This window comes from Mycoplana sp. 10N416, assembly GCF_056394765.1.
The window spans coordinates 98,784-123,741 of record NZ_JBFTIM010000009.1; the positions used below are offsets into that span (position 1 = coordinate 98,784).

The 24,958-nt window shown below is 62.2% G+C and carries 24 protein-coding genes; 8 read left to right on the forward strand and 16 right to left on the reverse strand.

Annotated features, from left to right (window positions below):
- Together flgF and AC1DDS_RS18690 are read right to left on the reverse strand one after the other, a co-directional pair.
- Positions 1–726 (reverse strand): flagellar basal-body rod protein FlgF, encoded by a 726-nt coding sequence (flgF, locus tag AC1DDS_RS18685; protein ID WP_477480251.1) that lies wholly within the window; start codon positions 724–726, stop codon positions 1–3.
- Complete coding sequence (locus tag AC1DDS_RS18690) at positions 726–1,505, reverse strand: DUF1217 domain-containing protein (protein ID WP_477480252.1); 780 nt, start codon at positions 1,503–1,505, stop codon at positions 726–728. Before AC1DDS_RS18690 ends, flgF begins: the two co-directional genes overlap by 1 nt.
- Before the next feature lie 185 nt (positions 1,506–1,690).
- On the opposite strand from AC1DDS_RS18690, the gene motA reads away from it, so the two are divergent.
- The 6 genes from motA (at position 1,691) to AC1DDS_RS18720 (ending at position 6,951) form a co-directional block, all read left to right on the forward strand.
- Positions 1,691–2,563, forward strand: a complete 873-nt coding sequence (gene motA, locus AC1DDS_RS18695; protein ID WP_310411098.1) for a flagellar motor stator protein MotA — start codon at positions 1,691–1,693, stop codon at positions 2,561–2,563.
- On the forward strand, positions 2,564–3,514 hold the full coding sequence (locus tag AC1DDS_RS18700; protein WP_310411101.1) for a FliM/FliN family flagellar motor switch protein: 951 nt from the start codon (positions 2,564–2,566) through the stop codon (positions 3,512–3,514).
- Between the two features lie 52 nt (positions 3,515–3,566).
- Positions 3,567–4,199, forward strand: coding sequence for a flagellar motor switch protein FliN (fliN, locus tag AC1DDS_RS18705; protein ID WP_477480253.1), 633 nt, complete (start codon positions 3,567–3,569; stop codon positions 4,197–4,199).
- 27 nt (positions 4,200–4,226) lie between these two features.
- Complete coding sequence (gene fliG, locus AC1DDS_RS18710; RefSeq protein WP_477480254.1) at positions 4,227–5,264, forward strand: flagellar motor switch protein FliG; 1,038 nt, start codon at positions 4,227–4,229, stop codon at positions 5,262–5,264.
- A gap of 145 nt (positions 5,265–5,409) precedes the next feature.
- Positions 5,410–6,477 (forward strand): flagellar biosynthesis protein FlhB, encoded by a 1,068-nt coding sequence (gene flhB, locus AC1DDS_RS18715; protein ID WP_310411109.1) that lies wholly within the window; start codon positions 5,410–5,412, stop codon positions 6,475–6,477.
- A gap of 18 nt (positions 6,478–6,495) precedes the next feature.
- Positions 6,496–6,951, forward strand: a complete 456-nt coding sequence (locus tag AC1DDS_RS18720) for a hypothetical protein (RefSeq protein WP_477480255.1) — start codon at positions 6,496–6,498, stop codon at positions 6,949–6,951.
- Between the two features lie 24 nt (positions 6,952–6,975).
- Here AC1DDS_RS18720 and visR read toward each other — a convergent pair whose 3' ends face one another.
- The 14 genes from visR to pncB all read right to left on the reverse strand — a co-directional run bounded on the left by visR (position 6,976) and on the right by pncB (position 21,626).
- A complete protein-coding gene (gene visR, locus AC1DDS_RS18725; protein ID WP_477480256.1) occupies positions 6,976–7,710 on the reverse strand; it encodes a transcriptional regulator VisR in 735 nt (244 codons plus the stop codon).
- A gap of 11 nt (positions 7,711–7,721) precedes the next feature.
- Complete coding sequence (gene visN / locus AC1DDS_RS18730) at positions 7,722–8,462, reverse strand: transcriptional regulator VisN (RefSeq protein WP_477480257.1); 741 nt, start codon at positions 8,460–8,462, stop codon at positions 7,722–7,724.
- Positions 8,463–9,080: 618 nt separating this feature from the next.
- Positions 9,081–10,766 (reverse strand): flagellar basal-body MS-ring/collar protein FliF, encoded by a 1,686-nt coding sequence (gene fliF, locus AC1DDS_RS18735; RefSeq protein WP_310411121.1) that lies wholly within the window; start codon positions 10,764–10,766, stop codon positions 9,081–9,083.
- Between the two features lie 341 nt (positions 10,767–11,107).
- Entirely contained in the window at positions 11,108–11,500 is a 393-nt protein-coding gene (locus AC1DDS_RS18740; protein ID WP_477480258.1) for a hypothetical protein, read from the reverse strand.
- A gap of 83 nt (positions 11,501–11,583) precedes the next feature.
- The gene (cheD, locus tag AC1DDS_RS18745) at positions 11,584–12,138 is read right to left on the reverse strand and encodes a chemoreceptor glutamine deamidase CheD (RefSeq protein ID WP_310411127.1); all 555 of its coding nucleotides are present in this window, start codon (positions 12,136–12,138) and stop codon (positions 11,584–11,586) included.
- Complete coding sequence (locus AC1DDS_RS18750; RefSeq protein WP_310411129.1) at positions 12,135–12,524, reverse strand: response regulator; 390 nt, start codon at positions 12,522–12,524, stop codon at positions 12,135–12,137. Before AC1DDS_RS18750 ends, cheD begins: the two co-directional genes overlap by 4 nt.
- Positions 12,524–13,576: a protein-glutamate O-methylesterase CheB gene (gene cheB, locus AC1DDS_RS18755; RefSeq protein ID WP_477480259.1), complete on the reverse strand. Its 1,053-nt coding sequence runs from the start codon at positions 13,574–13,576 to the stop codon at positions 12,524–12,526. Before cheB ends, AC1DDS_RS18750 begins: the two co-directional genes overlap by 1 nt.
- Positions 13,573–14,475 carry a protein-glutamate O-methyltransferase CheR gene (gene cheR / locus AC1DDS_RS18760; protein WP_477480260.1) on the reverse strand — a complete coding sequence of 301 codons (903 nt, stop codon included), beginning with the start codon at positions 14,473–14,475 and terminating at the stop codon, positions 13,573–13,575. Before cheR ends, cheB begins: the two co-directional genes overlap by 4 nt.
- Entirely contained in the window at positions 14,472–14,936 is a 465-nt protein-coding gene (locus tag AC1DDS_RS18765; protein WP_477480261.1) for a chemotaxis protein CheW, read from the reverse strand. Before AC1DDS_RS18765 ends, cheR begins: the two co-directional genes overlap by 4 nt.
- 4 nt (positions 14,937–14,940) lie before the next feature.
- Complete coding sequence (locus AC1DDS_RS18770; RefSeq protein ID WP_477480262.1) at positions 14,941–17,235, reverse strand: chemotaxis protein CheA; 2,295 nt, start codon at positions 17,233–17,235, stop codon at positions 14,941–14,943.
- A 16-nt stretch (positions 17,236–17,251) separates the two neighbouring features.
- A complete protein-coding gene (gene cheY1, locus AC1DDS_RS18775) occupies positions 17,252–17,617 on the reverse strand; it encodes a chemotaxis response regulator CheY1 (protein ID WP_310411144.1) in 366 nt (121 codons plus the stop codon).
- A complete protein-coding gene (locus tag AC1DDS_RS18780) occupies positions 17,614–17,913 on the reverse strand; it encodes an STAS domain-containing protein (protein ID WP_477480263.1) in 300 nt (99 codons plus the stop codon). The genes cheY1 and AC1DDS_RS18780 overlap by 4 nt, the downstream gene beginning before the upstream one ends.
- A 116-nt stretch (positions 17,914–18,029) precedes the next feature.
- On the reverse strand, positions 18,030–19,613 hold the full coding sequence (locus tag AC1DDS_RS18785) for a globin-coupled sensor protein (RefSeq protein WP_477480264.1): 1,584 nt from the start codon (positions 19,611–19,613) through the stop codon (positions 18,030–18,032).
- Positions 19,614–20,321: 708 nt separating this feature from the next.
- Entirely contained in the window at positions 20,322–21,626 is a 1,305-nt protein-coding gene (gene pncB / locus AC1DDS_RS18790) for a nicotinate phosphoribosyltransferase (protein WP_477480265.1), read from the reverse strand.
- 241 nt (positions 21,627–21,867) lie between these two features.
- On the opposite strand from pncB, the gene AC1DDS_RS18795 reads away from it, so the two are divergent.
- Positions 21,868–22,122 carry a GlsB/YeaQ/YmgE family stress response membrane protein gene (locus AC1DDS_RS18795; RefSeq protein WP_477480266.1) on the forward strand — a complete coding sequence of 85 codons (255 nt, stop codon included), beginning with the start codon at positions 21,868–21,870 and terminating at the stop codon, positions 22,120–22,122.
- Positions 22,123–22,326: 204 nt separating this feature from the next.
- On the forward strand, positions 22,327–24,621 hold the full coding sequence (locus tag AC1DDS_RS18800) for a methyl-accepting chemotaxis protein (RefSeq protein ID WP_477480267.1): 2,295 nt from the start codon (positions 22,327–22,329) through the stop codon (positions 24,619–24,621).
- The last annotated feature ends 337 nt before the right edge of the window (positions 24,622–24,958 follow it).

Consider the following 24,958-nt stretch of genomic DNA (forward strand, 5'->3'; position numbering starts at 1 on the left):
TTACCGGCTGCCGCCGAGCGTCTTGATCGCATTGTCGATGGAAGACTCGCTCTGCTGCAGCAGCGAGTTGATGCTCTCGAACGCACGCGTGACGGTGATGAGTTGGGTCATCTCGGAGATCGGATTGACGTTCGATTCCTCGACGAAGCCCTGCGCCACGCCGACGTCGATACGGTCGACGACCGGCTCGGGAGCCAGCGTCGGAATGATGCCGCTGTTGCCGGCGCGCGCGAAGCCGGCTGAAAGATCCGCCTCGAACAGGCCGAGCGCTGCGACGGGTTGCCCGTTCTGGTTCAGCTGGCCATCGGCACTCAGTTTGATCGGGCCGGCATTGGCGTCGATCTGGATCGGCGCGCCACCGGCATCGAGCACGGGATAACCGTTCAGCGTCACCAGATCGCCGTTTTCCGTCAGCGTGAAGCGCCCGTCGCGTGTCAGCGTCTGGCCGAGCGGCGTCTGGACGGCAAACCAGGCTTCACCCTTGATCGCGAAATCCAGCGGGCCGTTGGTCTCGGTCATGCCGCCATTGCGCGTCGACAGGTACTCGTTGCCTTGGTCCACGAAGGCGATCCTGGCCTTGCCGTTGTTGGCGACGACGTCGTTGAACTTGATCTCGGTTGCACGGAAGCCGACCGTGTTGGCGTTGGCGACGTTGTCGGCAAGCGTCGTCAGGCGACGATCGAGCGCGATCTGGGACGAAAGCGAGACATAAAGCCCGGTCTCCATTAGCGGCCTCCGAGTTTCAGGTTGTTGATGGAAATGAGAAGATCGGTGGAGATCCCGGTCAGGCTCGTCGGCTGGAACACCATCAGCGGGTCGTAGGAACCGGACGGATTGTCGAGCTCCCACATCGCCGTGAAGCGCTCGAGGAACTTGCCGACCTTCATCGGATCCTGGAAGTCGGCAAGATCGAGAACGTCTTCGTAGTAGGCCGCCTGGCGGTCGACGTCGGTACCGACGAACTCCATGGGAAGCTGAAGCGCGGTCCGAACGACCTGCGAGATCGCGTCATCGGCGATGATCGAATAGCCGCTGGAAATCGAGGAAGCCATCCGCTCGAAATACAGCGCAAGCCGGACACCGGTATTCTCGTTGCCGGCATCCACCTCGAGCGTCTGGCGGCTGTACTTGTCGACGACGCCCTTCTGGGCGCGATCGAAACTGGTGGCTGCCTCGCCGTGCCGGGCAAAATTCAGCGATTCCGCCAATTCCTTGTAGCGGCTGTCCGAGAGCTTGTTGGCGAATGCGTCGTTGCTGTCGATACCCTCGGTCAGGACCTTGCGCATGAAGGCTTTGGCATAGGCCATGTCTTCCAGGCCGTGTGCCTTCATCGCATAGTTGTAAAGGCGGCTGTCGGCGAAGAACGCGTCGATGGATTTGATCGAGCCGATCTTGGCCAGATAGTATTCGCTCTCGCGTTTCACGTCCGGCTGCTCGGCGACCCGCTTGAGCGAGGTTGCGAGATCGGCGCTGATCAGTCTGTAGCTCGTGTAGGTGGTCGTCACGATGGCTTCCGCCCTTTTCCGTTCATCAGGGCACAGTGCCGCCCGCGGCGCCAACCTGACCTTCCTTGCTTGCGCGAACCTGTAACCGGTTCTTTCTTGAAAAGGGGCCCGTAGGTACAGCCTCACACAAGGCTGGAATCCTATTCAGGTACGGTCGGAATTATGTCGGGGCTTGTGGGCTTACAATGAACATCATCATCGGTCTGATCGTCACCTTCGGTTGCGTCATTGGCGGCTACATGGCCATGGGCGGGCATCTCGAGGTGCTCAACCAGCCCTACGAACTCCTGATCATCGGCGGCGCGGGTCTCGGTGGCTTCATCATCGCCAACACGATGAAGGTGGTGAAGGATACAGGCAAGGCGCTCCTTGAGGCGTTCAAGCATACAGTTCCGAAGGAACGGCACTATCTCGACACGCTCGGCGTGCTCTACAGCCTGATGCGGGACCTGCGCACGAAATCGCGCAACGAGATCGAGAGCCACATCGACAATCCGGAAGAATCATCGATCTTCCAGTCGTCCCCGACCGTCCTGCAGAACAAGGAACTGACCACGTTCATCTGCGACTACGTCCGCCTGATCATCATCGGCAATGCTCGCTCGCACGAGATCGAGGCGCTGATGGACGAGGAAATCCAGACCATCAGCAACGACAAGATGAAGCCCTACACGGCGATGAGCACCGTCGCCGACGCGTTGCCGGCGATCGGCATCGTCGCGGCCGTCCTGGGCGTGGTCAAGGCCATGGGCGCCATCAACGAATCTCCGGAAATCCTGGGCGGCAAGATCGCAGCCGCCCTGGTCGGAACCCTGCTTGGCGTGTTCCTTTCCTATTCGGTGGTCTCGCCGATCGCGACCAACATCAAGTCCGTCCGCGCCAAACAGAACCGGCTCTACATCATCGTCAAGCAGACACTGCTTGCCTACATGAACGGGTCGGTTCCGCAAGTCGCGCTCGAGTACGGTCGCAAGACCATTTCCTCCTATGAGCGGCCATCCATCGATGCCGTCGAGCAGGAAATGATGAACCCGCGCGGCGACTCGAAGGCGGCCTAAATGAGCAGGAACGACATGACCGCGTCCCCAAAGCCCAAACATGATCCGATCGTGCTTGCCCGCCTTGTCGGGCAGCTCGGCGATCGGGAAACCATCTCGAAGCGTTGCGCCGCCCTTGGCGACGTGTTCGCCGAGTTGCTGCCCGACGTGCTGGCCGGAGAATTCGGCTTCGAGATCGCCGTTTCCTACGCCGGCTATGAAGTCGGTCGCTACGGGCAGCTGATTTCCGGGCTCGGCGGCGCCATGGCGCTGGCCGATTGCGAACTTCGCGACTGGAGCGGCCAGTATGCCGTCGTTTGCGACAGCCCCTTCATCGTCACCCTGGTGGAGAACATGCTTGGCGCCGTCAGCGACTCGATCGAGGAGCCGGAGCCCAGGCCGCTGTCGCGCATCGAACTCGATGTCGCTGCGATGATCGTCGACCGGATCTCCGGTGTGCTCAAGATTGCCGTCGGCCGTACCAACAGCTACGAGCCGCTCGTCGGCCCCCCCTACAACGTCGAGGGCCGCAAGACGCCGGAGAACGGTTCGGAGGAAGCATTCGCCGCTATGGTGCAGATGTCCGTCGGCATCGGTCCAGTGTTGTCGAACTTCTATCTCGTCGTTCCGCAACGCGCACTGTTGAAATCGGCGATCGCCGCCCCCAAGGCGGCCAATGAGATCAAGACGCCCAGGGAGTGGAGCGAGCAACTCAGCGAGCAGGTGCGCCGCTCGAAAGTAACGCTGCAGGCCCGGATCCGGCTGGAGAGCCAGACCCTGGACACGATCAGCCGCCTGCAAGCAGGCGATATCATCCCGTTCCACGATACGACCGACGTCCGCGTCGACGTCAGCGCCAACGGCAACAAGCTCTATGTTTGCGAGTTTGGTCGTTCCGGTGCGCGCTATACGGTCCGCGTAAAGGATACCTACGGCTCGGAGGACGAGCTGCTGCAACACATTATGGGATAGCACCAGTCCAGGCAGCACGCTTCGGGCAAGCTCAAGATGGAACAGTGATCACATGGCACCTAAAAAATCACCCCTTGCGGACGACCTTGCGTCAACCATCAGCGCCAACGACGCCGAACTCGAACAGGCGATCGATGATCTGCGCGGCGTCTTGAAACAGGATGCAACCGGCCCATCCGTCACCGACTTCGGCATGGACTTCCCGGAAGCTGCGGAAAGCGATCCACTGGCCGCCTTTGGTGGCGATTTCGGCTCCGGTGCGACCGACACCAGTTTTGGCGGCGACTTCGGTGCCGACACGGCCGCCACCGGCTTCGGCGACGGCTTCGGGGCCGCCGAAACAATGCCGTTCAGCGATACGGGGCTCCCCGGCGATTTTGGCATTCCTGAACTCGGAGAGTCGGCGACCCAACCGCTGGGAAGCGCCATGGAGGCTAATCTCGGCCTCATCATGGACATCCCGATCGACCTGCAGATTGTCCTCGGCTCGTCGCAGATGCCGGTCTCCGGCCTTATGAACCTCACCGAAGGTGCCACGATCGCGCTGGACCGCCGCATCGGCGAACCCGTCGAGATCATGGTCAACGGCCGGACGATCGGTCGCGGCGAAATCACCGTCCTCGAAAACGATGACACCCGTTTCGGGGTGAAACTCATCGAGGTCAAGAGCACTTCAAAGATCTGATACCGGTGAAGGTTTCAGGAGGCATCCATGATGGATTTCGACAATTTCGGCAGCACCGCGGTCGGCGCACCGCTTTCACCGGTGGACAAGGCAGCGGCGGTTCTTCTGGCGATGGGCAAACCGGTCGCCGGCAAGCTTCTGAAGTTCTTCACACAAGGTGAGCTCCAGGGCATCATCGCCGCGGCGCAGAACCTCCGCCCGATCCCGCCGCAGGAATTGCTCGAGCTGGTCAACGAGTTCGAGGATCTGTTCACCGAAGGCGCGGGTCTGATGGACAACGCCAAGATGATGGAAGGCATCCTCGAGGAAGGCCTGACACCGGACGAGGTCGACGGCCTGCTCGGGCGCCGCACCGCCTTCCAGGCCTACGAGACGACCATCTGGGATCGCCTGCAGGATGCGGACGCAGCCTTCATCAGCCGTTATCTGCTGAAGGAACATCCGCAAACCATCGCCTATATCCTCTCGATGATGCCGTCGGCCTTCGGCGCGAAGATTCTCCTCGAAGTCCCGGAGGAAAGCCGTGCCGACATCATCAATCGCGCCGTCAACCTCAAGGAGGCCAGCCCCAAGGCCGCCGCCATTATCGAAAACCGCGTTCTTGAAATGATGGATGCCTTCGAGGCCGAGCGCAACTCGCCCGGCTCGAACAAGGTTGCCGAGATGATGAACGAATTGGAGAAGAACCAGGTCGACGAACTGCTCGCCTCGCTGGGGACGATCAGCACCGCTTCCGTCAAGAAGGTCCGGCCGAAGATCTTCCTGTTCGAGGATCTGCTCTCCATGCCGCAGGCGAGCCGGGTGTCGCTCTTCAACGACGTTGCCGGCGATATCATCACGGCCGCGCTGCGGGGGACGCCGATGGACCTGCGCGAAGCCGTCCTGTCCTCGATCGGCGCGCGCCAGCGCCGCATGATCGAGTCCGACCTCGCCGCCGGCGACCAGGGCGTTCGCCCCCGCGACGTGGCGATCGCCCGCCGCTCGATCACCCAGGAGGCAATCCGACTGGCCGCAGCGGGTCAGATTCAGTTGAAAGAGCGGGACGAGACCCAAGCCGCGGCCTGATCCGGCTTGACTCTCCTTGCTCCAGGCTTGACCGTTCCCCGGACCCGATCCTCGACGAGAATCGGGTCCTTTTTTGTGCGCCGGCGCCGGCGCAGCGCGGCCGTATCACAACTGATCGGTCACGCGAGCTGCGGGAGAGTTGTCCATGGCCGACGGCGAGGACAAGGATAGCAAAACAGAGGCCCCGTCAGAGAAGAAAATCCGCGACGCGGCGGAAAAGGGCAACACGCCGTTTGCACGCGAAATCCCCGTCTTTGCCTCCTCGATCGCGATCTATCTCTTCCTGGTCTTCTTCCTGCCGGGTGGCATATCGCGAATCACCGAAACGCTGCGCGACCTCTTCGAACAACCTGAGGCCTGGGATCTCGAGACCAGCGGCGACATCATTGCGTTATTCCGCCACCTCGTTTGGGAGGCCGGCGCGTTGCTGCTGCCGGCACTCATCATGATGATGACTTTCGGGCTCGCCGCTTCGATCCTGCAGAACCTGCCGAGCCCGGTGCTGGAGCGCGTGCGCCCGCAGTTGTCGCGGCTCTCGCCCATCAAGGGCTTTGGCCGGATGTTCGGCAAGCAGGGCCTCGTCGAATTCGGCAAATCCTTCATCAAGGTCGGGGTTGTTTCGGTCGTGGTCGTCTTCGTGCTCTGGGATGACTACTTTGCCGCCCTGAACGCCATGTTCGCCGATCCTTCGGCGGTGTTCGCCATCCTGGCGAAGGAAGCCCACAAGATCCTCGTGATCATCCTGTTTGCCACGGCTGCGATCGCCGCGCTCGACTTCGCCTGGACGCGCCACCATTGGTACTCCGAATTGCGCATGACCAAGCAGGAGGTCAAGGAGGAGCACAAGCAGGCGCAGGGCGACCCGATCGTCAAGAGCCGCCTGCGCTCGATCCAGCGCGATCGCGCCCGCAAGCGGATGATCGCCGACGTGCCGCGCGCCACCCTCGTCATCGCCAACCCGACCCACTTTGCCGTGGCGCTGCGCTATGTGCGCGAGGAGCAGGAGGCCCCCATCGTGGTTGCCAAGGGCCAGGATCTGGTCGCCCTCAAGATCCGCGAATTGGCCGAGCAGAACGGCATTCCGGTTTTTGAGGACCCGCCGCTCGCACGCTCCATGTTTGCGCAAGTCTCGGTCGATAGTGTCATTCCGCCGGTGTTTTACAAAGCCGTGGCGGAGCTGATTCACCGGGTCTACCAAGCTTCGCCCAAATAAGACGGTAAGCGAGATCCGATGAGAAAATGTTCCTATTCTGCCCAGCGCGAGAGGATTGTGGCCGAGGCGATCGGCCCGGTTGCTACGGAACTACGGCTGCTCGACGCAGCCGATCTCGTGTCCTTGTTGCGCTTCGAGTGCTACGGAAATCTGGCCGATCTCGTGGCTTCGGCTGCTGAGCTCTACTTCCTGCCCGGCACCGTCGTTTTCGGCGCCGGCGGGGACTACAAGCTCGAGTGGGGTGACGAACCCGAAGTCACGCTCGACCTCGAACTGCGCCCGCAAGGCGTCACCGTCTATGCCCGGCTGCAACTGGGCAACGAGCGCGCCGGCCTGGAAATCACCCACGTCGCCTTCGACAACCCCGCGGCCGATCCCGACGACAACACAGCACTGCTGGTCGCCAGCCTCAAGGACGCGCAGTTCAAGCGCATGGGGTCGCCTCCTCTGGACGCTATGGACGCTGCGGCATAAGACTTCCGGCCTCGCCGCTTCGGCTCACCTGATGTAGCCGAAGCGGATCGCCTTTGCGATGGCCTGAATGCGATTGACGGCGTCCAGCTTGCCCGTGGCCGTACCGAGGTAGGCGTTGACGGTGTGGACCGAGAGGCCCAACTTCTCAGCAATGGCTTCGCTGATGCAGCCGTCACCCGCCATTTGCAGGCAAACAATCTCACGGTCATTCAGCGTTTCGACCGACTGCATCCGCTTCTCGTTTGCCCCCAACAGATCGATCATGATCTGATTGGCGCGCATGTGCATGTCGAGCACGATCTCGCTGTCGAAGTCGAGGTCCTCACCGGTGAAGATGACAAAACCGTTGCCGTTCGAGCCGAGGCGAACCGGCAAGGCGATCCCGGAGGACGCGAGGCGTCCCGACGTGAGGCGCTCGGTAAAGGGAGCGATTTCCATCGCAGTGATCCGGTCGGCCTCCTCACCTTCCCAAACGACCGGCAAAGTGGAGACCTCAAGGTGGGCCATCAACTCTTCGCCATAGGCCTCCAGCAGCAGGCGCGTCCGGTACTCCGCTTGATCGGCCCAGTTGCTGAGCGCGCAAGTCAAACGCCGGGCCGAAGGCAGTCCCTGGCCGAGGCTGCGCAAGACGGCGAAGTTCCTCGCCCCGATCACCTTCTGCAGATGCTGAAGCGTGGCCACAGCATCGCCGGTGCGTTGCGGCTTTGAAAGTTTACCGATCTGGATTTCCGCAGCGACCGGGGGAAGCTGAATGTCCATCGTACTTGCCTTCAGACGAGATTGCTTCGCACCGCCCAGGCGATCGCTTCGGAGCGCGTCTTGGTCGCGGTCTTTCGCATCACGCTGGCGATGTAGTTGTTGATCGTGTTGCGCGAGATACCGAGAATCACCGCAATCTCATCACTCGTCTTGCCCTCGGCAATCCAATAGAGGCACTCGATTTCGCGATCGGTAAGGTCGGATTCGCGCTCCAGCCGCATCGCCGGTCGGCAACAGACGCTGGCGAGATAGCCGGCTAGAAGTCCAACATCGCGAAGCTTGCTCTGCGATAGGATGATGTGTTCGGGGAAAAGAAGGAGAAACGCCATCCGCACCCGCCCGACATTGAAGGCGATGGCGCAATACTCGCGGCCGACGCCGTCAGGCACGGCGACATCGTCGGCAAGGTGCGAAAAGCTTGGCTGCATCAGGTTGCAGCATCGCTCGAACTCGCTCATGCGAACATGGTTCGCTCCGATCGAGCTCGCAAGGCCGCGCACCATATCGAAAGGCCAGTCCGAAGCGACAACGAAATCGATGTCGGCGTTCAACGACAGGTCATGGCGGACGAGGAGATAATGGGAAGCGCTGACATACTGCGTGAGCACCCGCAATCCCGCCGGGAGGCTGGCGCGATCCGCACAGCGCCTCAGTTGCTGAACCAGAAGTTCACGCGCACTCTTACGCTCACCGGCGATCGCAGGAAACCCATAGGGTTCCCGGAGCGCTACATCCGCTCTGATCGATTCCATAATAGCCCCCGTTGCCGAATTCGGCCGGATCATCCCGCCTTCCCCTCGTGTCGGCGCCAAGAGCCCCCGGCGCCGCCCGATCAAGCCGCATGGGGCGGGATTCACCAAACGAATCAGTGACTAAAGTGTACAGGGACGCGAATCAAAAGCCACAGCCCCCAGGTCGGGGTTTACTTTTGCGCCGCGCCGTGAATCGATTCGCGTCGACCGCGCGGGGCATGTTGCCGCAGGCCCCATTTCTGGATTTAAACTTTTGTTAACAATCAGACTTTTGGACCGGGCGTCATTCCAACCGCATTTTCGCACCCGATGCTATCAACCTTGCGGTGCTCAAATTCGGCCTGACGTTCGTCATGCTTGAGCGGAACATTTTTTCTTGAGCGCGAGAAAAATCGGGGACAGCCGGAACTGACGCAGGGGAAGTTCGGTCTCAGCTTCGGGAAATCGTTACTTTCGAGTCACACCCTGCGCAAAAAGTTCCGAACGCAGGCCGGGCTTCTCTGCACCGTTGCTCGTGGACGCGACCCGGCCAGGCCTAATCCTTGATGGCGCGTGGCATGCCCGAAAAAAGGATCCCGCCTTGCGGCGGGACTTTCGTTGTTTCGTCTGTGCGGTGAATCAGGCGGCCTGGTTCTCGGCCCATTTGCGCAGGATCTTGGCCGCGCGTTCCTCGCTGATCTCGACCATGCGGGCCAGCCGCCGTTCCGGCCCTTCCTTGACGCGCCGGTTGAAGACACCCTCGCCATCGTCTCCGGCGCTGAGGAGATCGTCGGTGCTGTCGAAGCCGAAGTCCGCACCGAAGCCGTCCATCAGCGCACCGCCGCCCGCTCCGACGCCGACGGCCGGAGAGAAGTCGGGCAGTTCCAGGCCGGCCGAATCGGCTTCCAGCGCCGTGGCACCGGCGCCGCCCGTGACCGAGCGCACGACCGGACGGAAGCCGAACCAGACGACCAGGAAGGCGACGGCGACGAAGGCAAGCGCGTTGATGATCGTCGACAGGTTGCGCGCCAGCGTTTCCATGACGCCCGGGCCGGGCACGGCCTCATCGAGAAGCTGGTTGTCCAGGAAGGTCATGGCGGTCAGCGTGACGACGTCGCCGCGATCGGCGTTCAGGCCGGCCGCCGACGAAACGATCTTTTGCATCTCCGCCAGGTAGGCATCCACCTTCGCCTGGTCGGCGGGCTCGCCGACGAGCGCGGCGATGCGGCCCTGGTTGACGACGACGGCAACGGAGAGCCGCTCGATCTGGAAGCTGTTGCGAACGGTCGCAACGGTCTTGCTGTTGATTTCGTAGTTGGTCTGCTCTTCCTTCTTGTCGGCCTGATCGCTCGACTGCGGGCCAATGCCCTCGTCGGGGCCGCCCTGGGGAATGTTCTGCTCGACCGTCGCCGGCTTCTGCAACTGGCTCTGGTTGGATTTCTGGCTTTCCCGGGTGACGCGCACGGAACGCTCGACGCGGGACTCCGGGTCATAGACCGTTTCTTGCGTCTGCTGGGAATCGGTATTGAGCGCCGCCATGACGCTGGCACGGAAATTGTCCATGCCGAGGAAGGGGGCGAGCGCCTTCTCGATGTTGCGCTCGACGTCTTCCTGCACCGACTGCACGATGTTGAGCGAGCGGTTGAGCGTGTTACCCTCCGCGTCATCGCCGGAGGCGAGCAACTGGCCGGCGGAGTCGAGGATCGTCACATGCTCGGCTTCCAGCCCCGGAACGGATGCAGCGACGAGATGGCGGATGGACGCGGCGGACTTACGGCCGGCGGTGCCGCTGGCGCGGATCATGACCGAGGCCGTTGGCGCCTGCTCCGCCTTGCGGAAGTTGCCGCGGTCCGGCATGACGATGTGAACGCGGGCGGCGGCGATCCCGTTGATCTGCTGGATCGTGCGGGCGATCTCGCCTTCAAGCGCACGAACGCGGGTGACTTCCTGCATGAACGAGGTCAGGCCCAGCGAGCCGACATTGTCGAAGAGTTCGTAGCCGGAGTTCGAGCTGTTCGGCAGGCCGCGCTCGGCGAGATAAAGCCGCGCCTTCCCCGTCTCGCCGACAGGCACCTGGAGGCTCCCGGCTTCGGTGCCTGCCTTGAAGTTGATGTTTGCTTCCGCCAGCGCGATGCTGATCTGATTGATGTCCGAGTTTTCCAGCCCGACATACAAGGTCTCGAAGGCGGGTTTGTTGACGAAGAATGCGGCTGCAAGCACCAACCCTACGGTAACGACGCCTGCGCCGGCCAGAAGCGCCAGCTTCGTTTGCCCGAGTGACGCGAGATTCTTGCCAATACTCTTAAGCTGTTCCAACAGATTCATTCTGTTCCCGCACGAACTTTGCCAGGTTGCCATCGGCCATGAAGGCAGACCTGCTCAGTTGAATTGCCCACCCTCGGTAAGGCGCCTTAGCCAACGGCGCCTTCAGCCCCAAGAATTACGCAGATCCAAAGGGACCCGCTTCGCAACCTAGATGGCGAAACTTGCGCGAACGTTTCGCGGCAAAGGGCCGTTTTCGGCGTCCGGACAGGAATACCGACATCAGCAGCAGTCAAAATCTTTATTAGAAATCAGATGCTTCTGGGAATCTTGCTTCAAAACGCAAGACACCGCACGCCATCGTGGAACGTGCGGTGCCACAAGCCTGATGCGGGGCGGGCGAATCAGAAGGCCTCGAAATCTCCGGAGGCCTTGGCGAGTGGCTGCGCATGCGCAGGGCGCCCGGCACCGCTGCCCAGCGCCTTCTGCATGTCCGCAAGCTTGACGAGATTAAGCGCAGTCGTCACATCGACCACCCACCCGCCGGGCATGCCGGCGGTGACCTGGCTTATGAACTCGGCCAGGCCTCGCGTTTTCTGCACGGCCAGATCGATCCCCTGCAACACCATCATGCGTTCCGCGACGTCGTCCTGCCCCGCTTCCGGATGCAACTCGCCGATCAGTGGTTCAATTCTCTCGACCAGATCGGCAACTTCATTCAACTCGGATACGACGCGCATCAGTACCGCGGGGAGGGATTCCTCCATGACGGGTGCTTCGCTCGTATACTGGCTCATGGCGTCTCCACTTTCCCGCAGCGGCAGCGCCCGTGGCGCGCATCTTGCGGCTGTACATTGCGTCGTAAGGTCGGCTTGCGGCCTCAGAAGAATTCGATCGAGCTCTCGACCGGTTTCGGCACCATTACCGGTCGCTGTTCCAGAGCGACGGCACGTTGTGTCTCGACGCCGGTGAGCGCGTGCTGGCGGGCACGCCCGGTCGACGGCCAGAACTCGAGCTTTCGCCCATGCTCGCCACCGGTGCTTTCGCCAACGATCCTGATGCCTTCGTCCGTCAAGAACTGCCGGGCGAAGAGCGCGTTCTGCTCGCCGACGTTGGAGAAGCGAGCCATCGTCCTGGCCCCGCCAAAAATCTTCGCCTCCAGCCGGTCGCGCCGGGCGCCTTGCTTCAGAAGACCGTTGATCAGCAGTTCCATCAAGTGCACACCGTAACGGGTCGCATCGCCACCGGACGCCATCGCCTCCGCCGATCCGGGGAGGAGGAAATGGTTCATGCCACCGACACCGGTCACCGGGTCGCGCAGGCAGGCGGCGACGCAGGATCCCAGGATCGTCGTCAGCACGACGTCCGGCTCGCTCACCACCTTGTATTCGCCCTGTATCACGTGGACGCGGCGCGTCCCGGCATCGGTGCTCATTTTAGTGCCCCGAACACGGCTTCGATGGCCGCCTTCATCTTCTCGATCGTGAAGGGCTTGGCGAGCACGTTGTTGGCGCCAAGGGCCGCAGCTTTCTGCACCAGTGCGCGATCGCCCTGGGCCGTCAGGATGATGAACGCCGCCTTCTTCGTCGCCGGATTGGCGCGGACGTGCTGTAGGAAAACCAGACCGTCCATCTTCGGCATGTTGAAGTCGGAGATCACCAGGTGATGCGGCTGCTGGGTCATGATCTTCAGGCCCTGCTCGCCATCCCCTGCCGCGGTGATCTGCTTGAAGCCGAGCTGCTGGAGCGCGTCTCCCAGCAGCAGGCGGCTGGTCACCTGATCGTCGACGATGAGGACCTTAATTTTTTCAGCGATAGACATTATTCGCTCCCTTCTCTACGGGCCGCAGTGATCTTCAGAATTTCCTCCCCGATGGACGTGAGCGGAAACTGGTGTTCGACTGCGCCCAGCTCGAATGCCACTCTGGGCATCCCGTATACGACGCATGTTCTTTCGTTCTGGCCGATGGTTCGCGCACCGGCATGACGCATTTTCAGTAGACCCGCCGCCCCGTCGCGCCCCATCCCGGTCAGGATGACGCCCACGGCATTGCGGCCGGCAAGCTCGGCGACCGAGTCAAACAGCACATCGACCGAAGGTCGGTGACCATTGACCGGATCGCGATCCAGAAGACGGCAGCAGGGCGCCGTCGCATTCACGACTTGAAGATGACGGTCGCCGCCCGGCGCCAGGTAGATCTTGCCGATTTCCAGCCGAGCACCATCCGTCGCTTCCTCGACCCTTGGCGCGCACAGACGGTTGAGGCGCTCCGCAAAGCTCTTGGTGAAGGAGGGCGGCATGTGCTGGGTAATGACGGTCGGCGGGCAGTTCACCGGGAACTTCTGCAGCACGGCAATGAGTGCCTCGACACCTCCGGTGGAAGCGCCGATGGCGACGATCTTGCGGCCATTGCGGTAGGCGGCGGCGCTGGTACTCGCCGCCGGCGGCGCGACAGGCGGCTCAGCCTTGAAGTCGCGACGTTGCGACCGGGCGGCAGCCTTCACCTTTTCGGCCAGGTCTCCAAACGGGCGGGCATCCCCCGGCTGGGGCTTGCCGACGCAATCGAAGGCGCCGATCTCGAGCGCCGCCAGGCTTGCGTCCGCGCCGCGATGCGTCAGCGTCGACACCATGATTACCGGCATCGGGCGAAGCCGCATGATCTTGTCGAGAAACTCCAGCCCGTTCATGTTCGGCATCTCGATGTCGAGCGTGACCACGTCCGGATTGAGCTGCTTGATGGCGTTCCGCGCCTCCATCGCGTCGCCGGCCTGGCCGACGACGGTGATCGCCGGATCCGCGCTCAGAACGGCCGTGATGAGACCACGCATGGTGGGGGAGTCGTCGACGACAAGCACGCGGGCTGATGCGGTCATGCGCGTGCTCCCTTGCCGATGTATCGGTAGGTGGTGATGCCGATGTTGTCGTACAGGCCCTTGGCCTCACCAGACACGCGCTCGGAGTGGCCGATATAGAGATGGCCGCCCTCGGCCAGCATCCCTGAGAATCGCGCCCAGATCTTCATTTGCGTCGGCTCGTCGAAATAGATCACGACGTTGCGGCAGAAGATCACGTCGAACGGCCCCTTGAACGGCCATTGGGCCATCAGGTTGAGCTCGTTGTAGGTGATCAGCTTCTTGACCCGGTCGTCGATCTGCCACTTCTGGCGGCCGTCGATCTCGACCTCGCGGAAGTATTGCTTGCGCATCGCCGGGTTCACCGTCTCCAGCGCCGTCGCGTCGTAGGCGCCGATGCGCGCCTGGGCCAGGATCTTCGGGTCGATGTCGGTGGCGAGAATCCGGAAATTGTAGTCCGTGGCGTTCGGCAGCAGCGACAGCACGGTCAGGGCGATGGAATAAGGCTCCTGCCCGTCCGAACAGGCGGCCGACCAGATCCGCACGCGGCCACCAGCTTTGGCGCGAGCGATCAGTTCCGGCAGGACCTCGCTCTTCAGATGTTCGAAATGGTGGTTCTCGCGGAAGAAGCGGGTAAAGTTCGTCGTCAGATGCGACAGCATCTCGCGCCGTACCGCGGCACCCGCCGGCGACGACACCAGGTCGCAATATTCCCGGAAACCCTTCAGCCCGAGATTGCGGATGTGCTTCGACAGCCGCGAATAGACGAGCGATGCCTTCGATTCATTCAGGTAGATGCCGGCGTCCGCGTAGATCATCGCGGCGATTTCGGACAGGTCTCGGCGCGTCAGCGGGTATTCGCCGCTGGCCAGGCATTCGTCCGGCGAGAGTCTGGGCTCGAACGCAGTCGACATTTTCATGCGGCTTCACTTTCAATCTGCGGAAACAGCGATTCCAGCTCGATCATGCAAATCATCCGGCCTTCGATCGCGAGAATGCCGCGGGCGTAGTTCTTCTCCAGCTCACTGGCGATGTCCGGCGTCGGCTGGACGTTCTCGTCCGTCACCGTGAGGATGTCGGAAACGGCTTCGACCAGCAGGCCGACGACCTTTGCGCCGACCTGGGCGACGATGATGACGTGACGGACAGTGGGTTCCACCGGCTTCATGCCGAGCCGGAGCGACAGGTCGATGATCGGCAGCACCGCACCGCGCAGGTTGATGATGCCGAGCACGTAATGCGGCGCATGCGGCATCGGGGTCACGGGCGTCCAGCCGCGAATCTCTCGCACCGACATGATGTTCACGCAGAACTCCTGATCACCGATCCGGAAGGCAATGAGTTCCCGGCCCTGCGTCAATGCCTTGGCTGCATACGTCATTTCGTTACCCGGCTGCTGCAAGCGACATTTCCTGGCTCATGGATTGCCCCCGCGATGCTGCAACGACGGCGTCCACGTCGAGGATGAGCGCCACGCGCCCGTCGCCGAGAATGGTCGCCGCGGCGATGCCCGGCACATGCGAGTAGTTGGCCTCCAGGCTCTTGATGACGACCTGGCGCTGGCCCTGGATGGCATCGACCATGAGCGCCCGCTGCCCGCCCCCTTCCGACTCGACCAGAAGGGCGACGCCTTCGACCGGGTTTGCGCGAGCGGAGCGGAAGTTCAGGATCCGGCCGACGTCCACCAGTGGGCAGAACGAGTTGCGGATCGAGATCAGCCGCTGGCTGGCGCCGAACGAATGGATGGCGGAGGCCTCCGGTTGCAGCGTCTCGACGATCGCCGTCAGCGGCACCACCAGCGTCTGTCCGGCGACCGTGACGACCATCCCGTCGAGGACTGCCAGTGTCAGCGGCAGGCTCATCGTGAAGACGGAGCCGTGTCCCGGCTTGGACGAAATCGAGATGCGGCCGCCGAGCGCCTGGATCGAGCGCTTGACCACATCCATGCCGACACCGCGGCCGGAAATGTCGGAGATCTTGTCGGCCGTCGAAAAGCCGGCGTGGAAGATCAGGTTGTCGATCTCTTCGTCCGACAGGTTGGCGTCTGCCGCAATCAGGTCGTTGTCGATCGCCTTCTGGCGCACCCTTTCGCGGTTGATGCCGCCACCGTCGTCGGCCAGCTCGATGACAATGCGCCCCGAGCGATGCTTGGCGGTAAGGCGCACCGTGCCTTCCGGGTTCTTGCCGGCGGCAATGCGCTTCTCGGGCGTTTCCAGTCCATGGTCGACGGCGTTGCGGATCATGTGCGTCAGCGGCTCGGCGAGCTTGTCGATGACGGTCTTGTCCACCTCGGTGTTTTCACCCTCGGTGATGAGGCGAACCGACTTGCCGGTAACGTCAGCGATTTCGCGGACGATCCGAGACATGCGCTGGAACACCGGCTTCACCGGCTGCGCTCGGATCGCCATCACCGAGTCCTGGATCTCACGCGTCAGTTGCTGCAGTTCCTCAAGGCCCATGTTGATCGAGGAAACGCCGGTGTTGTCGTTCTCGATCACGCTCTGGGACAGCATCGCCTGGTTGATGACGAGCTCGCCGACAAGGTTGATGAGGCGATCGACGCGGTCGAGGTCGACGCGGATGGTGGGAGCGGCAGCGGCCGACGATGCGGAGGCAGCTGCTGCCTGGCTCGCATTCTGTTGCGTCGCCGCACGCGGCTCCTCCTTGGCGGCGTCGACGCGAGCGCTTGCCAGTTGGAGGATATTGCTCGCAGTTTCAACAGCAGCAACGTCCGATGCCGAGGACAAGGCCGGCTCGTCGTCGGACAGTCCGGCTTCGGTCTCGACGCCATCGTCCAGGATCGAGAGATCGAACGGAACAGGCTGCATCGGCAGCTCATCGTCATCCCCGGCTGCCTCGCCCTCGTCCTCGATGGTGCGGACCTCGAGGTCGCAATCCCATTCGGCGAACTCGAAGACGGAACGAACGCCGTCCTCGCCCTTTTCGGTCGAGATCGAGATCGTCCACGAGAAATAGGCCTCTTCCGGGTTCATGTCCTGCAGAAGCGGGAGGCTCTCCATATCGCAATGGATGCTCATCTCACCCAGGCGGGAGAGGTCACGCAGAAGCAGGGCTGCCTCGTTGCCCTTTGCGTAGAGCTCGCGTTTCGGGCGGAAAGTGACCTCGCAGGTCGGAACGTAAGGCTCGACCGGCATCTCTTCATCGTCGAAGTCGTCGAAGGAGAACGGGATCGGCTGGAAACCTTCGTCGTTGACGGGTGCTGCGGCGACCGGTGCGGGCGCAACCGTTGGGGTCGGCGCCGGCTTCGCTGCCGGGGCTTCGCTCGCCGCGGGCGTTTCGCCCTTTGCCAGCGCTTCCAGTTCGCCGATCAGTTGCTTGCTCCTGGCCGCATCGACGCCGCCACCATCGCGCGAAGCGCTGACCAGGTCGGCCAGCACGTCGGCCGACTTCAGCATGACCTTCAGCACGTCCTGGTTCGGATCGAGCTTGTTGGATCGAACGCAATCGAGCGTGGTTTCGAACACGTGGGCGAACGACACGAGATCATCCAGGCCGAACGCACCGGCGCCGCCCTTGATCGAATGCACCGCGCGGAAAACGGCATTGACCGTCTCCGGATCGCGATCGCCGTCGTTCAGCTTCAAGAGACCGGATTCCAGTTCGGCGAGCTGCTCCTCGCACTCCTGGAAGAAAATCTCCTTGATTTCGTTCATATCCATCGGGAAGGACCTCGATTTAGGCGGTTACGCGCTCGATTGCGTCGATCAACTTGGTGGGGTCGAACGGCTTGACGATCCAGCCGGTGGCACCGGCCTGGCGGGCACGGTTCTTCTTTTCGGCATCGCTTTCCGTTGTCAGGACGAGGATCGGAATGGCGCGGTATTTCTCGTTGCGGCGAACGCCCTCGATGAAGCCGAAACCGTCGAGACGCGGCATGTTGATGTCGGTAACGATCACATCGGGATTGGCCTGATCCAGAACTTCAAGCCCCTCGACGCCGTCCTCCGCCTGGATTGTCTCGAATCCGGCATTGTTGAGCGTCACCAGAAGCATGTTCCGGATCGTCCGTGAATCATCCACGGTCAGGACCTTCTTTTTCATTGCTGAGTCTCCTTGGCCAGCAGGTGTTCAATGTCGAGGCCGATCAACTGCATCGTCTTCAGGAACGGCTCCGACGCCTTGGTGAAAGTGTAGGCACGGCTGTCGGCTTCCCAGGTCTTCGCCCCTGCCATCAGCACCTGGGCGCAAAGTGCGCCGATGCGTTCGACAGCGGATGCGTCGATCGTCAGGTCGCTACCCTTCAGCGCCATCAGCTTGTCGCGAAGCGCAGTCGCCTCGTTGAGATCCAGCACCGGTGCCAGGCTCAGGCTTTTCTGAGTGGCCTTCTTTCTCGCCATCACGTCGTTCCTTGTCTGCGGCTGACCGCATTGAATGTTTGCTGGAGTGGCCGTTCTGGCCGGACACCGACCGACGCCGGCCATGCTCGGCGGACAATGGCGATCCCCACACATGCTCAACCTCCGCGCCCGGCAGCGCGGAGGGCCGGAACCGGTGGTAACGGCACGGGACGCACTTCCTTCGCCGCATCGACGACCCGCGCAGTGCTGCCCGCTGCCGACTGTCGGCCAATGTGGAACTGTCGGATCGTCTGACCGAGTTCGAGAATGACGGCGTGCAAATCGGCGCCGTTCTGGCCGACACCGGTGGCAAACTCGGCATCGGCGCGCGCCTGCGCGCCAATCCTGCCAAGTTCACCGGCCACACCGCCGAGCGATGTGACATCCTCGCCGCTCTGCATGGCAATGCCTGTGACGGCGTCATTGATTTCGACGACCTGGTGCACGATGCCACCGATCGCGTTCTGGGTTCGGTTGACACGGTCAACGCCGGCCTCGACCTGCGCTTTCGTGCCCGTCACGAGTTGCTTGATTTCACGTGCCGCATCCGCCGAGCGCTGCGCCAGGGCGCGCACCTCCTGCGCGACCACGGCAAAGCCCCTGCCGCTGTCGCCGGCCCGTGCCGCTTCGATTCCGGCGTTGAGCGCAAGCAGGTTGGTCTGGAACGCGATCTCGTCGATGACGCCGATGATCTGGCCGATCTTTTCGGCCGAGGCCTCGATATCGGTCATCGCCGACTTCGCCTCGCCGACGATGCGGCCGCTTTGCTCGGCCGCCACCCGCGTGGCCTGAACGGCTGTTTCGGCCTTGCGTGTTTCGGCAAGGGTTGCTTTCAGCCGATCGATGATTGCTGCAAGTGAGCCGACCGTTTCGACAAGTTCGGCCGATTGCGATGCCGATCGCTCGGCGAGCCGCTCCGTCTGCGCGGAAATCGTCTGGACCAGCGCATCGGTGGTCTCGGCGCGTTCGAACGCGCTGCCGAGGTGGCGCTGGGCATCCTCAAGCGCGGTGTTCAGCATCCCGCCCAGATCGCGCCAGGCATCCGGCATCTGTTCGCCTGCCCTGTGGGTGAAGTCGAGATTGGCGAGGCTGCGGATGACATCGCCAAAGGCGCCCTCGAGCGCACCATGGTCAGCCTGCCGCTGTTCTCCCATCGCGCGGTTGTGATTGTGGCGCAGTTCGTTGAAGCGCAGCGACACGCCGATCTCCGCATCGACCAGCGCGGTGCGGATAAAGGCCGTCAGAAGTTCGGTCAGTTCCTGCCGTCGGCTAGCCTTTGCGCCGGGCAGGATGGACTTCGGCCAATATTCTGCAACCAGCCCGTCGATGACGTGTTCGAGCACGACCGCGTGGCCGGACATCCGCCACCGCGGGTCCAGGCCCATTTGGCTTTCCACATCGGCCAGGACCTTCACCCGCTCGGCATAGAGACTGTCGAACCGTGCGTCGGTGAGGACACTCCAGTGGGAGGCGTGAAGGTCATGCAGGCGATCGATCGCACGCTCGCTCTGGAAATGGCGGGCGGCATCGGGAAAGGTCTGGAAACGCTGGAAGAGATCGCGGAGCGCCATCTCGACATGACGTTCGAGCGTCTGGCGATGGGCGCGCAGGATTTCGCCCTGGGAAGCCTCCAGGCCAGCGAATCTCAGGCGGTCGCGAAGGCTGGTCGCCTGCGCCGTCTGAGCCTGTTCTGCTGGCATCTCCTGCACTTCCTGTCCCCATGCGCAATGCAGTTCGCCGGCCGGTTTCCCGAGCCAAGCCGATGAATTTCGCCCATGCGGACCGGCAATGATTGTGCGATGCCGTAAGCCGCATTGCTCCGGCAAGCGAGCCTGATGCCAGTCGTTTGCCGGTCGATGGTGAAATTCGGTGAAGCTTGATACCGGGTCGAAACCGGTGCGGGCGGTACGGCATCATGCCTGAGTGGGAAATGGTCCAATTTCCCATTCCGACGCGTGGTTCATGTTTATGGTTAATTCCTTGCCTGAAGGTTAATGGACGGCTCCATAGCTATGTTCCATACCGTACAAATGCCGATGCATCGCGAATTGGGCCGGTTGGCACGTCCAAAATAGTTGCTGTTGCGGCCAACGGGCCACGATTTCGCGAAATTTCGCTAGGGCTGGCGGCACAAGCTTCGAAACATCAATGTATAAGCAAGGTTCCCTTGCTATAAGCAGATTCGAGACGATGACGTCCCTGGGAACGAGCAATGATTGTTCTATTGTTGAGTGCCGTGTTTCTGACTATCGCAACCCTCGCAGCCGTAGCGGCGCTTATCGATATCGACGGCCGGCAGCCCGCTCGGACAGCCGCAATATTCTGATTTCTGCGACCAACAGACGATCTGTGTATGGCCGGTCAGGCTCAGACAGGGCTCGGTTCAGCGATCCCTCAAGCGAGGGCGTTCAGACCCTTACAGTCTGTTCGACGAAATCCTCCGTTCCGAAGAACTTCAGGTAGCGCTGCACCTCCGCCGGATCGCCGGTCGCCTTCTTCGGATTGTCCGACAGCTTCACCGCCGGCCGGCCGTTGGCGTCGCGAACCTTGCAAACGACCGAGATCGGATCGAGGCCGCGGAACGGCTGCGGCGCGCAGCCGACAAAGTCGTTGGTGAGGTTGGTGCCCCAGCCAAAGCTCATGCGCACGCGTCCCTTGAAGTGTTCGTAGGTCTTGATGATCGTGTCGACATCCAGCCCATCGGAGAAGATCAAGAGCTTTTCGCGCGGATCGCGCCCTTTCGCCTTCCACCAGGCGATGATCTTCTCGCCGCCCTCGATCGGCGGCGCACTGTCAGGCCGGAACCCCGTCCAGTCGGCGACCCAGTCCGGCGCGTTCTTCAGGAACGCCGCCGTGCCGAAGGAATCGGGCAAGACGATCAGCAGATTGCCGCCATAGAGCCGGTTCCAGTCCTGCAGCACCTTGTAGGGTGCCTCGGCCAGTTCCGCGTCGGTCTTCGTCAATGCCGCCGCCACCATCGGCAGTTCGTGCGCATTCGTGCCGAGTGCCTCCACATCGGTGTCCATCGCCAGGAGCACGTTGCTCGTGCCGGAGAAGGACGAGCCGATCCCCTCCTTGAGCGATTCGACACACCAGCGTTGCCACAGGAAGGAATGTCGGCGGCGGGTGCCGAAATCGGAGATGCGCAGATCCGGGTGGGCGCGAAGCTGCTCGACCTTCGACCACATCTTCGCCTTCGCCCGCGCATAGAGCACGTCGAGCGCAAACGGGCCCATGCCCCTCATCGCGGTGCGCGAACGCAGCTCGTTGATGATCGCGAGCGCCGGGATCTCCCACATGGTCGTGTGCGACCAGCGCCCCGCAAAAGTCAGCTCATATTGGCCGTCCTTCCGCGACAGCTGGTATTCCGGAAGCTGGAAATCGGCGAGCCAGGCGAGAAACTCCGGCGAAAAGATCTGCTTCTTGCCATAGAAGGTATTGCCGGCAAGCCAGATCATTTCCTTCTTGGTGAAGCGGATGGTTCGGGCGTAGTCGAGCTGATCGCGCAGTTCCTGCTCATCGATCTCGTCGGCAAGGCGTACGGTCTTCGTCCGGTTGATCAGCGAAAAGGTCGCGTCGACGTCCGGATAAAGTTTCCAGATCATCTGCAGCATCAGCAGCTTGTAGAAGTCCGTGTCCAGCAGGCTGCGCACGATCGGGTCGAGCTTCCAGGCATTGTCGTACACGCGACGGGCAATATCCGTCTTGGTCATGAAATCGAACCTCGCTGCACTCTTTCCAGTATCGATCTATCGCAGCTGATCGAACCTGCCGGCGGTTGCGCCTACCGCTGCAACGCACTCATGGCACGCCTTTTGGGACTCCCGCAAGACTGCTGAATGCGACCTGGGCAAGTATAACGCGGGCTGAACCATAAAAAGACCCGCTCTTGTAATCACTCCAATCTCAATCAATGCTGGCGATGCTGATCAATCTCTCTCCGGAGGCGCATTCATGGGTATCGAAAGCATCATCGTCTTTCTCATCGTCGGCGCGATCGCAGGATGGTTGGCCGGCCTCGTCGTCTCCGGCTATGGTTTCGGCCTCGTCGGCAACATGGTCATCGGCATTATCGGCGCCTTCATTGCCGGCTACCTGTTTCCAAAGCTCGGGCTTGCGGTCGGTGGCGGCACCCTCTGGGCGATCGTCCACGCCACGATTGGCGCTGTGATTTTCCTCGTGCTGATCAGGATCGTGAAGCAGGCCTGACGGGGCCAGCGCCGGCATAGCGAGCCACAGTCGACAACATATGTCGGCGGCGAGCCGGGTCGCCGCCGCTGACCTCCTGCCGCGCGAAACAACGGAGATGTTTGACATCCGACAAAGAAAGCAGCCCGCGGATCATCCAGAATATCGCTGTGCATGATCCGCACATTTGCTGACGGCATGAGGCCAGAGTTCCGGAGTATTCCTATGAGACTGGTCGATGTTTCCATCAGCAAGCGGCTGTTGGCCGCCGTCATGCTGCCGCTGGCTGCCGCGGGTTATCTTGCCGCAGTTCAGGTGTCCGACAGGTGGAACGCCTACCACGACATGCACCAGATCGTCGTGGTCAGCGAACAACTGACGCAGATGAGCGACCTCGTGCATGCCCTGCAGGTCGAGCGCGGGCTCACCGCCGGCTTCATTGGTTCCAAGGGCGCAAAAAACGCCTCCGAGCTTCGGAACGCCCGCATCGCAACCGATAACGCAATCGAGCCCTTTGGCGACGCAGCAGCTGGTCTGGAAGCGTCGGCGGCCAGTGAGATCGGCGAGCGCCTGAGCCAGATCGCCGACCTGCGGCGCTCCGTCGACGGGTTCACGGCAAGCGGAAGTCTGGCCATAAAGACCTATAGCGGGGTGATCGAAACGACGATCGGGCTGACGAAAGCTGCGACGAACATCGGGGCGGACGGCGAGCTTTCGCGGCGCATGGCCGGTTATGTCCAGTTGATGCAGGCCAAGGAATACGCCGGCCAGGAACGCGCACTGGGCAACAGCTTCATCACCGCCCGACGCGTCGATGCGGAGCGATTTGGCCAGTTTGCATCCATGCAGGGCCGCCAGGATGCGCTCATCGATGTGTTTTATTCCGCCATCGCCGAAGACGAGCGCACCCAATTCCAGGCCATGTTGTCTCCAGTCTCGAAAGACGTTGCCGAGATGCGTTCTCGCATCATTGCCAACGGCGAGAACGCCGATCTGGACGGTCTCGACAGCAGCCGTTGGTTTGCTGCGGCAACCAAGCGCATCGACACGCTGAAACAGATCGAAAATGAAAGCCTGGCGGAAACCCGCGCCCTTGCAGACCGCAACGCCGAAAGCGCGTTCCGGGACCTGATCATTATCGCCGGTGCCGGCATTGTCGGCGGTGCCGCGATGCTCGCATTTTCCGCGCTGATCGCCATGAGCGTCGTGCGCCCGATCGGCCGATTGGTTGAGGCCATGACCCGGCTTGCGAGCGGCGAGATCGATGTTGATCCGGCTGTTTCCGGGCGCAAGGACGAGGTCGGCGACATGGAGCGCGCCGTCGAGGTGTTCCGGCAAGCCGCCATCCGTAACCGTGAACTGGAAGCGGCCGAGGCATCGGCCCGAGCGCGGGCGGAAGGCGAAAGGGCGGAAATTCAGCGTGCCGCCGAGGCCGAGGCAGAGGCGCACCTGGTTCAAGCGACAAGCACCTTCGCGGCAAGCATGAAGCGCCTGGCGGCAGGCGATGTGCTTTGCGAGTTGCATGAGCCGCTGGCATCGCAATTCGAATCCCTGCGGATGGACTTCAACAGCGCTGTCAGGCAGTTGCGGGACGCGCTGCAAAGCGTTGGGCACTCGGTATCGACGGTGACCGACGGGTCCCGGGAAGCATCCACTGCCGCCGACGACCTGTCGTACCGGACCGAGCAGCAGGCCGCATCCCTGGAAGAGACGGCGGCAGCACTTGAGCAGATAACGGCCAATGTCGCGGCGACCTCGAAACGGGCGACGGAAGCACGCGACGTCGTGCGCGATGCCCGGGAAAAGGCCGATCATTCGAGCGACATCGTGCGCGATGCGATCGTCGCCATGGAAAAGATCGAAGCGTCCTCCAACCAGATCAGCCAGATCATCGGGGTGATCGACGAGATTGCCTTCCAGACCAACCTGCTGGCGTTGAACGCGGGGGTCGAGGCCGCCCGCGCCGGCGAAGCGGGCAAGGGCTTTGCCGTCGTCGCCCAGGAGGTGCGGGAACTCGCGCAACGCTCGGCAAATGCTGCAAAGGAAATCAAGCGGCTGATCGGCAATTCGGCGACAGCGGTCAGCGAGGGCGTTCGCCTGGTCAGCGACACGGGCGAAGGGCTCGACGCGATTGCGCAACTCGTGCAGGTCGTCAACGCGCATATGGACGGAATAGCGCTGGCCGCGCAGGAGCAATCTCTCGGGCTCGAGCAGGTCAATACGGCCGTCAACCAGATGGACCAGACGACACAGCAGAACGCCGCCATGGTCGAGGAGATGAGCGCAGCCGGCGTGGCGCTCGCCAGGGAAAGCGAAAACCTCTCGACACTCCTCGCCAACTTCCGCCTCGACGACCAGCCAACAAGCCAGCCAACAAGGTGGGGGGACGGTGCGCATGCAAGCTCGAACACGCTTGCCTCCCCGCCACAGCCAGCGCTGAAGCGGCAAACAGCGGTTGCCTATGCCAGCCACGGCAATTTGGCCCTGGCCGCACGCCAGGAAAGCTGGGAGCGGTTCTGAGCCCATCCCGGTGCTCGGCTCGCATCTCTGATCATGCAGGCGGCGTTCGGGGCGGCCTGCATGCGTCGTGACCTGAAGCCTGTTGCGCGAGGCCGCACCCCAAGCGTTTAACTGCGCGGGGATGACCGGGAGCCTGAGGTGCGACCCGGCCGAACTTGATAGAAACCTGGCCATCTGATCGATGCGATCGAGGCGGGCCTCCCAGTCCTCCGGCATGCTCTTGACCGCTTCGGTGATCAGAACGGCCGGCGCTGTGTATGGTCGGCGTCGACAGCGAAGGTTCCGATGAAGCCGCGCAGCCAACCCGATGTCCATGCTTGACGCGGCCCCCCGAGCA

What these genes read in the sequence shown, in the direction of transcription:
- flgF (WP_477480251.1), bottom strand. Translation starts at nt 726, where the DNA reads ATGGAGACCGGGCTTTATGTCTCGCTTTCGTCCCAGATCGCGCTCGAT.
- motA (WP_310411098.1), top strand. Translation starts at nt 1,691, where the DNA reads ATGAACATCATCATCGGTCTGATCGTCACCTTCGGTTGCGTCATTGGC.
- AC1DDS_RS18700 (WP_310411101.1), top strand. Translation starts at nt 2,564, where the DNA reads ATGAGCAGGAACGACATGACCGCGTCCCCAAAGCCCAAACATGATCCG.
- fliN (WP_477480253.1), top strand. Translation starts at nt 3,567, where the DNA reads ATGGCACCTAAAAAATCACCCCTTGCGGACGACCTTGCGTCAACCATC.
- fliG (WP_477480254.1), top strand. Translation starts at nt 4,227, where the DNA reads ATGATGGATTTCGACAATTTCGGCAGCACCGCGGTCGGCGCACCGCTT.
- flhB (WP_310411109.1), top strand. Translation starts at nt 5,410, where the DNA reads ATGGCCGACGGCGAGGACAAGGATAGCAAAACAGAGGCCCCGTCAGAG.
- AC1DDS_RS18720 (WP_477480255.1), top strand. Translation starts at nt 6,496, where the DNA reads ATGAGAAAATGTTCCTATTCTGCCCAGCGCGAGAGGATTGTGGCCGAG.
- visR (WP_477480256.1), bottom strand. Translation starts at nt 7,710, where the DNA reads ATGGACATTCAGCTTCCCCCGGTCGCTGCGGAAATCCAGATCGGTAAA.
- visN (WP_477480257.1), bottom strand. Translation starts at nt 8,462, where the DNA reads ATGGAATCGATCAGAGCGGATGTAGCGCTCCGGGAACCCTATGGGTTT.
- fliF (WP_310411121.1), bottom strand. Translation starts at nt 10,766, where the DNA reads ATGAATCTGTTGGAACAGCTTAAGAGTATTGGCAAGAATCTCGCGTCA.
- AC1DDS_RS18740 (WP_477480258.1), bottom strand. Translation starts at nt 11,500, where the DNA reads ATGAGCCAGTATACGAGCGAAGCACCCGTCATGGAGGAATCCCTCCCC.
- cheD (WP_310411127.1), bottom strand. Translation starts at nt 12,138, where the DNA reads ATGAGCACCGATGCCGGGACGCGCCGCGTCCACGTGATACAGGGCGAA.
- AC1DDS_RS18750 (WP_310411129.1), bottom strand. Translation starts at nt 12,524, where the DNA reads ATGTCTATCGCTGAAAAAATTAAGGTCCTCATCGTCGACGATCAGGTG.
- cheB (WP_477480259.1), bottom strand. Translation starts at nt 13,576, where the DNA reads ATGACCGCATCAGCCCGCGTGCTTGTCGTCGACGACTCCCCCACCATG.
- cheR (WP_477480260.1), bottom strand. Translation starts at nt 14,475, where the DNA reads ATGAAAATGTCGACTGCGTTCGAGCCCAGACTCTCGCCGGACGAATGC.
- AC1DDS_RS18765 (WP_477480261.1), bottom strand. Translation starts at nt 14,936, where the DNA reads ATGACGTATGCAGCCAAGGCATTGACGCAGGGCCGGGAACTCATTGCC.
- AC1DDS_RS18770 (WP_477480262.1), bottom strand. Translation starts at nt 17,235, where the DNA reads ATGGATATGAACGAAATCAAGGAGATTTTCTTCCAGGAGTGCGAGGAG.
- cheY1 (WP_310411144.1), bottom strand. Translation starts at nt 17,617, where the DNA reads ATGAAAAAGAAGGTCCTGACCGTGGATGATTCACGGACGATCCGGAAC.
- AC1DDS_RS18780 (WP_477480263.1), bottom strand. Translation starts at nt 17,913, where the DNA reads ATGGCGAGAAAGAAGGCCACTCAGAAAAGCCTGAGCCTGGCACCGGTG.
- AC1DDS_RS18785 (WP_477480264.1), bottom strand. Translation starts at nt 19,613, where the DNA reads ATGCCAGCAGAACAGGCTCAGACGGCGCAGGCGACCAGCCTTCGCGAC.
- pncB (WP_477480265.1), bottom strand. Translation starts at nt 21,626, where the DNA reads ATGACCAAGACGGATATTGCCCGTCGCGTGTACGACAATGCCTGGAAG.
- AC1DDS_RS18795 (WP_477480266.1), top strand. Translation starts at nt 21,868, where the DNA reads ATGGGTATCGAAAGCATCATCGTCTTTCTCATCGTCGGCGCGATCGCA.
- AC1DDS_RS18800 (WP_477480267.1), top strand. Translation starts at nt 22,327, where the DNA reads ATGAGACTGGTCGATGTTTCCATCAGCAAGCGGCTGTTGGCCGCCGTC.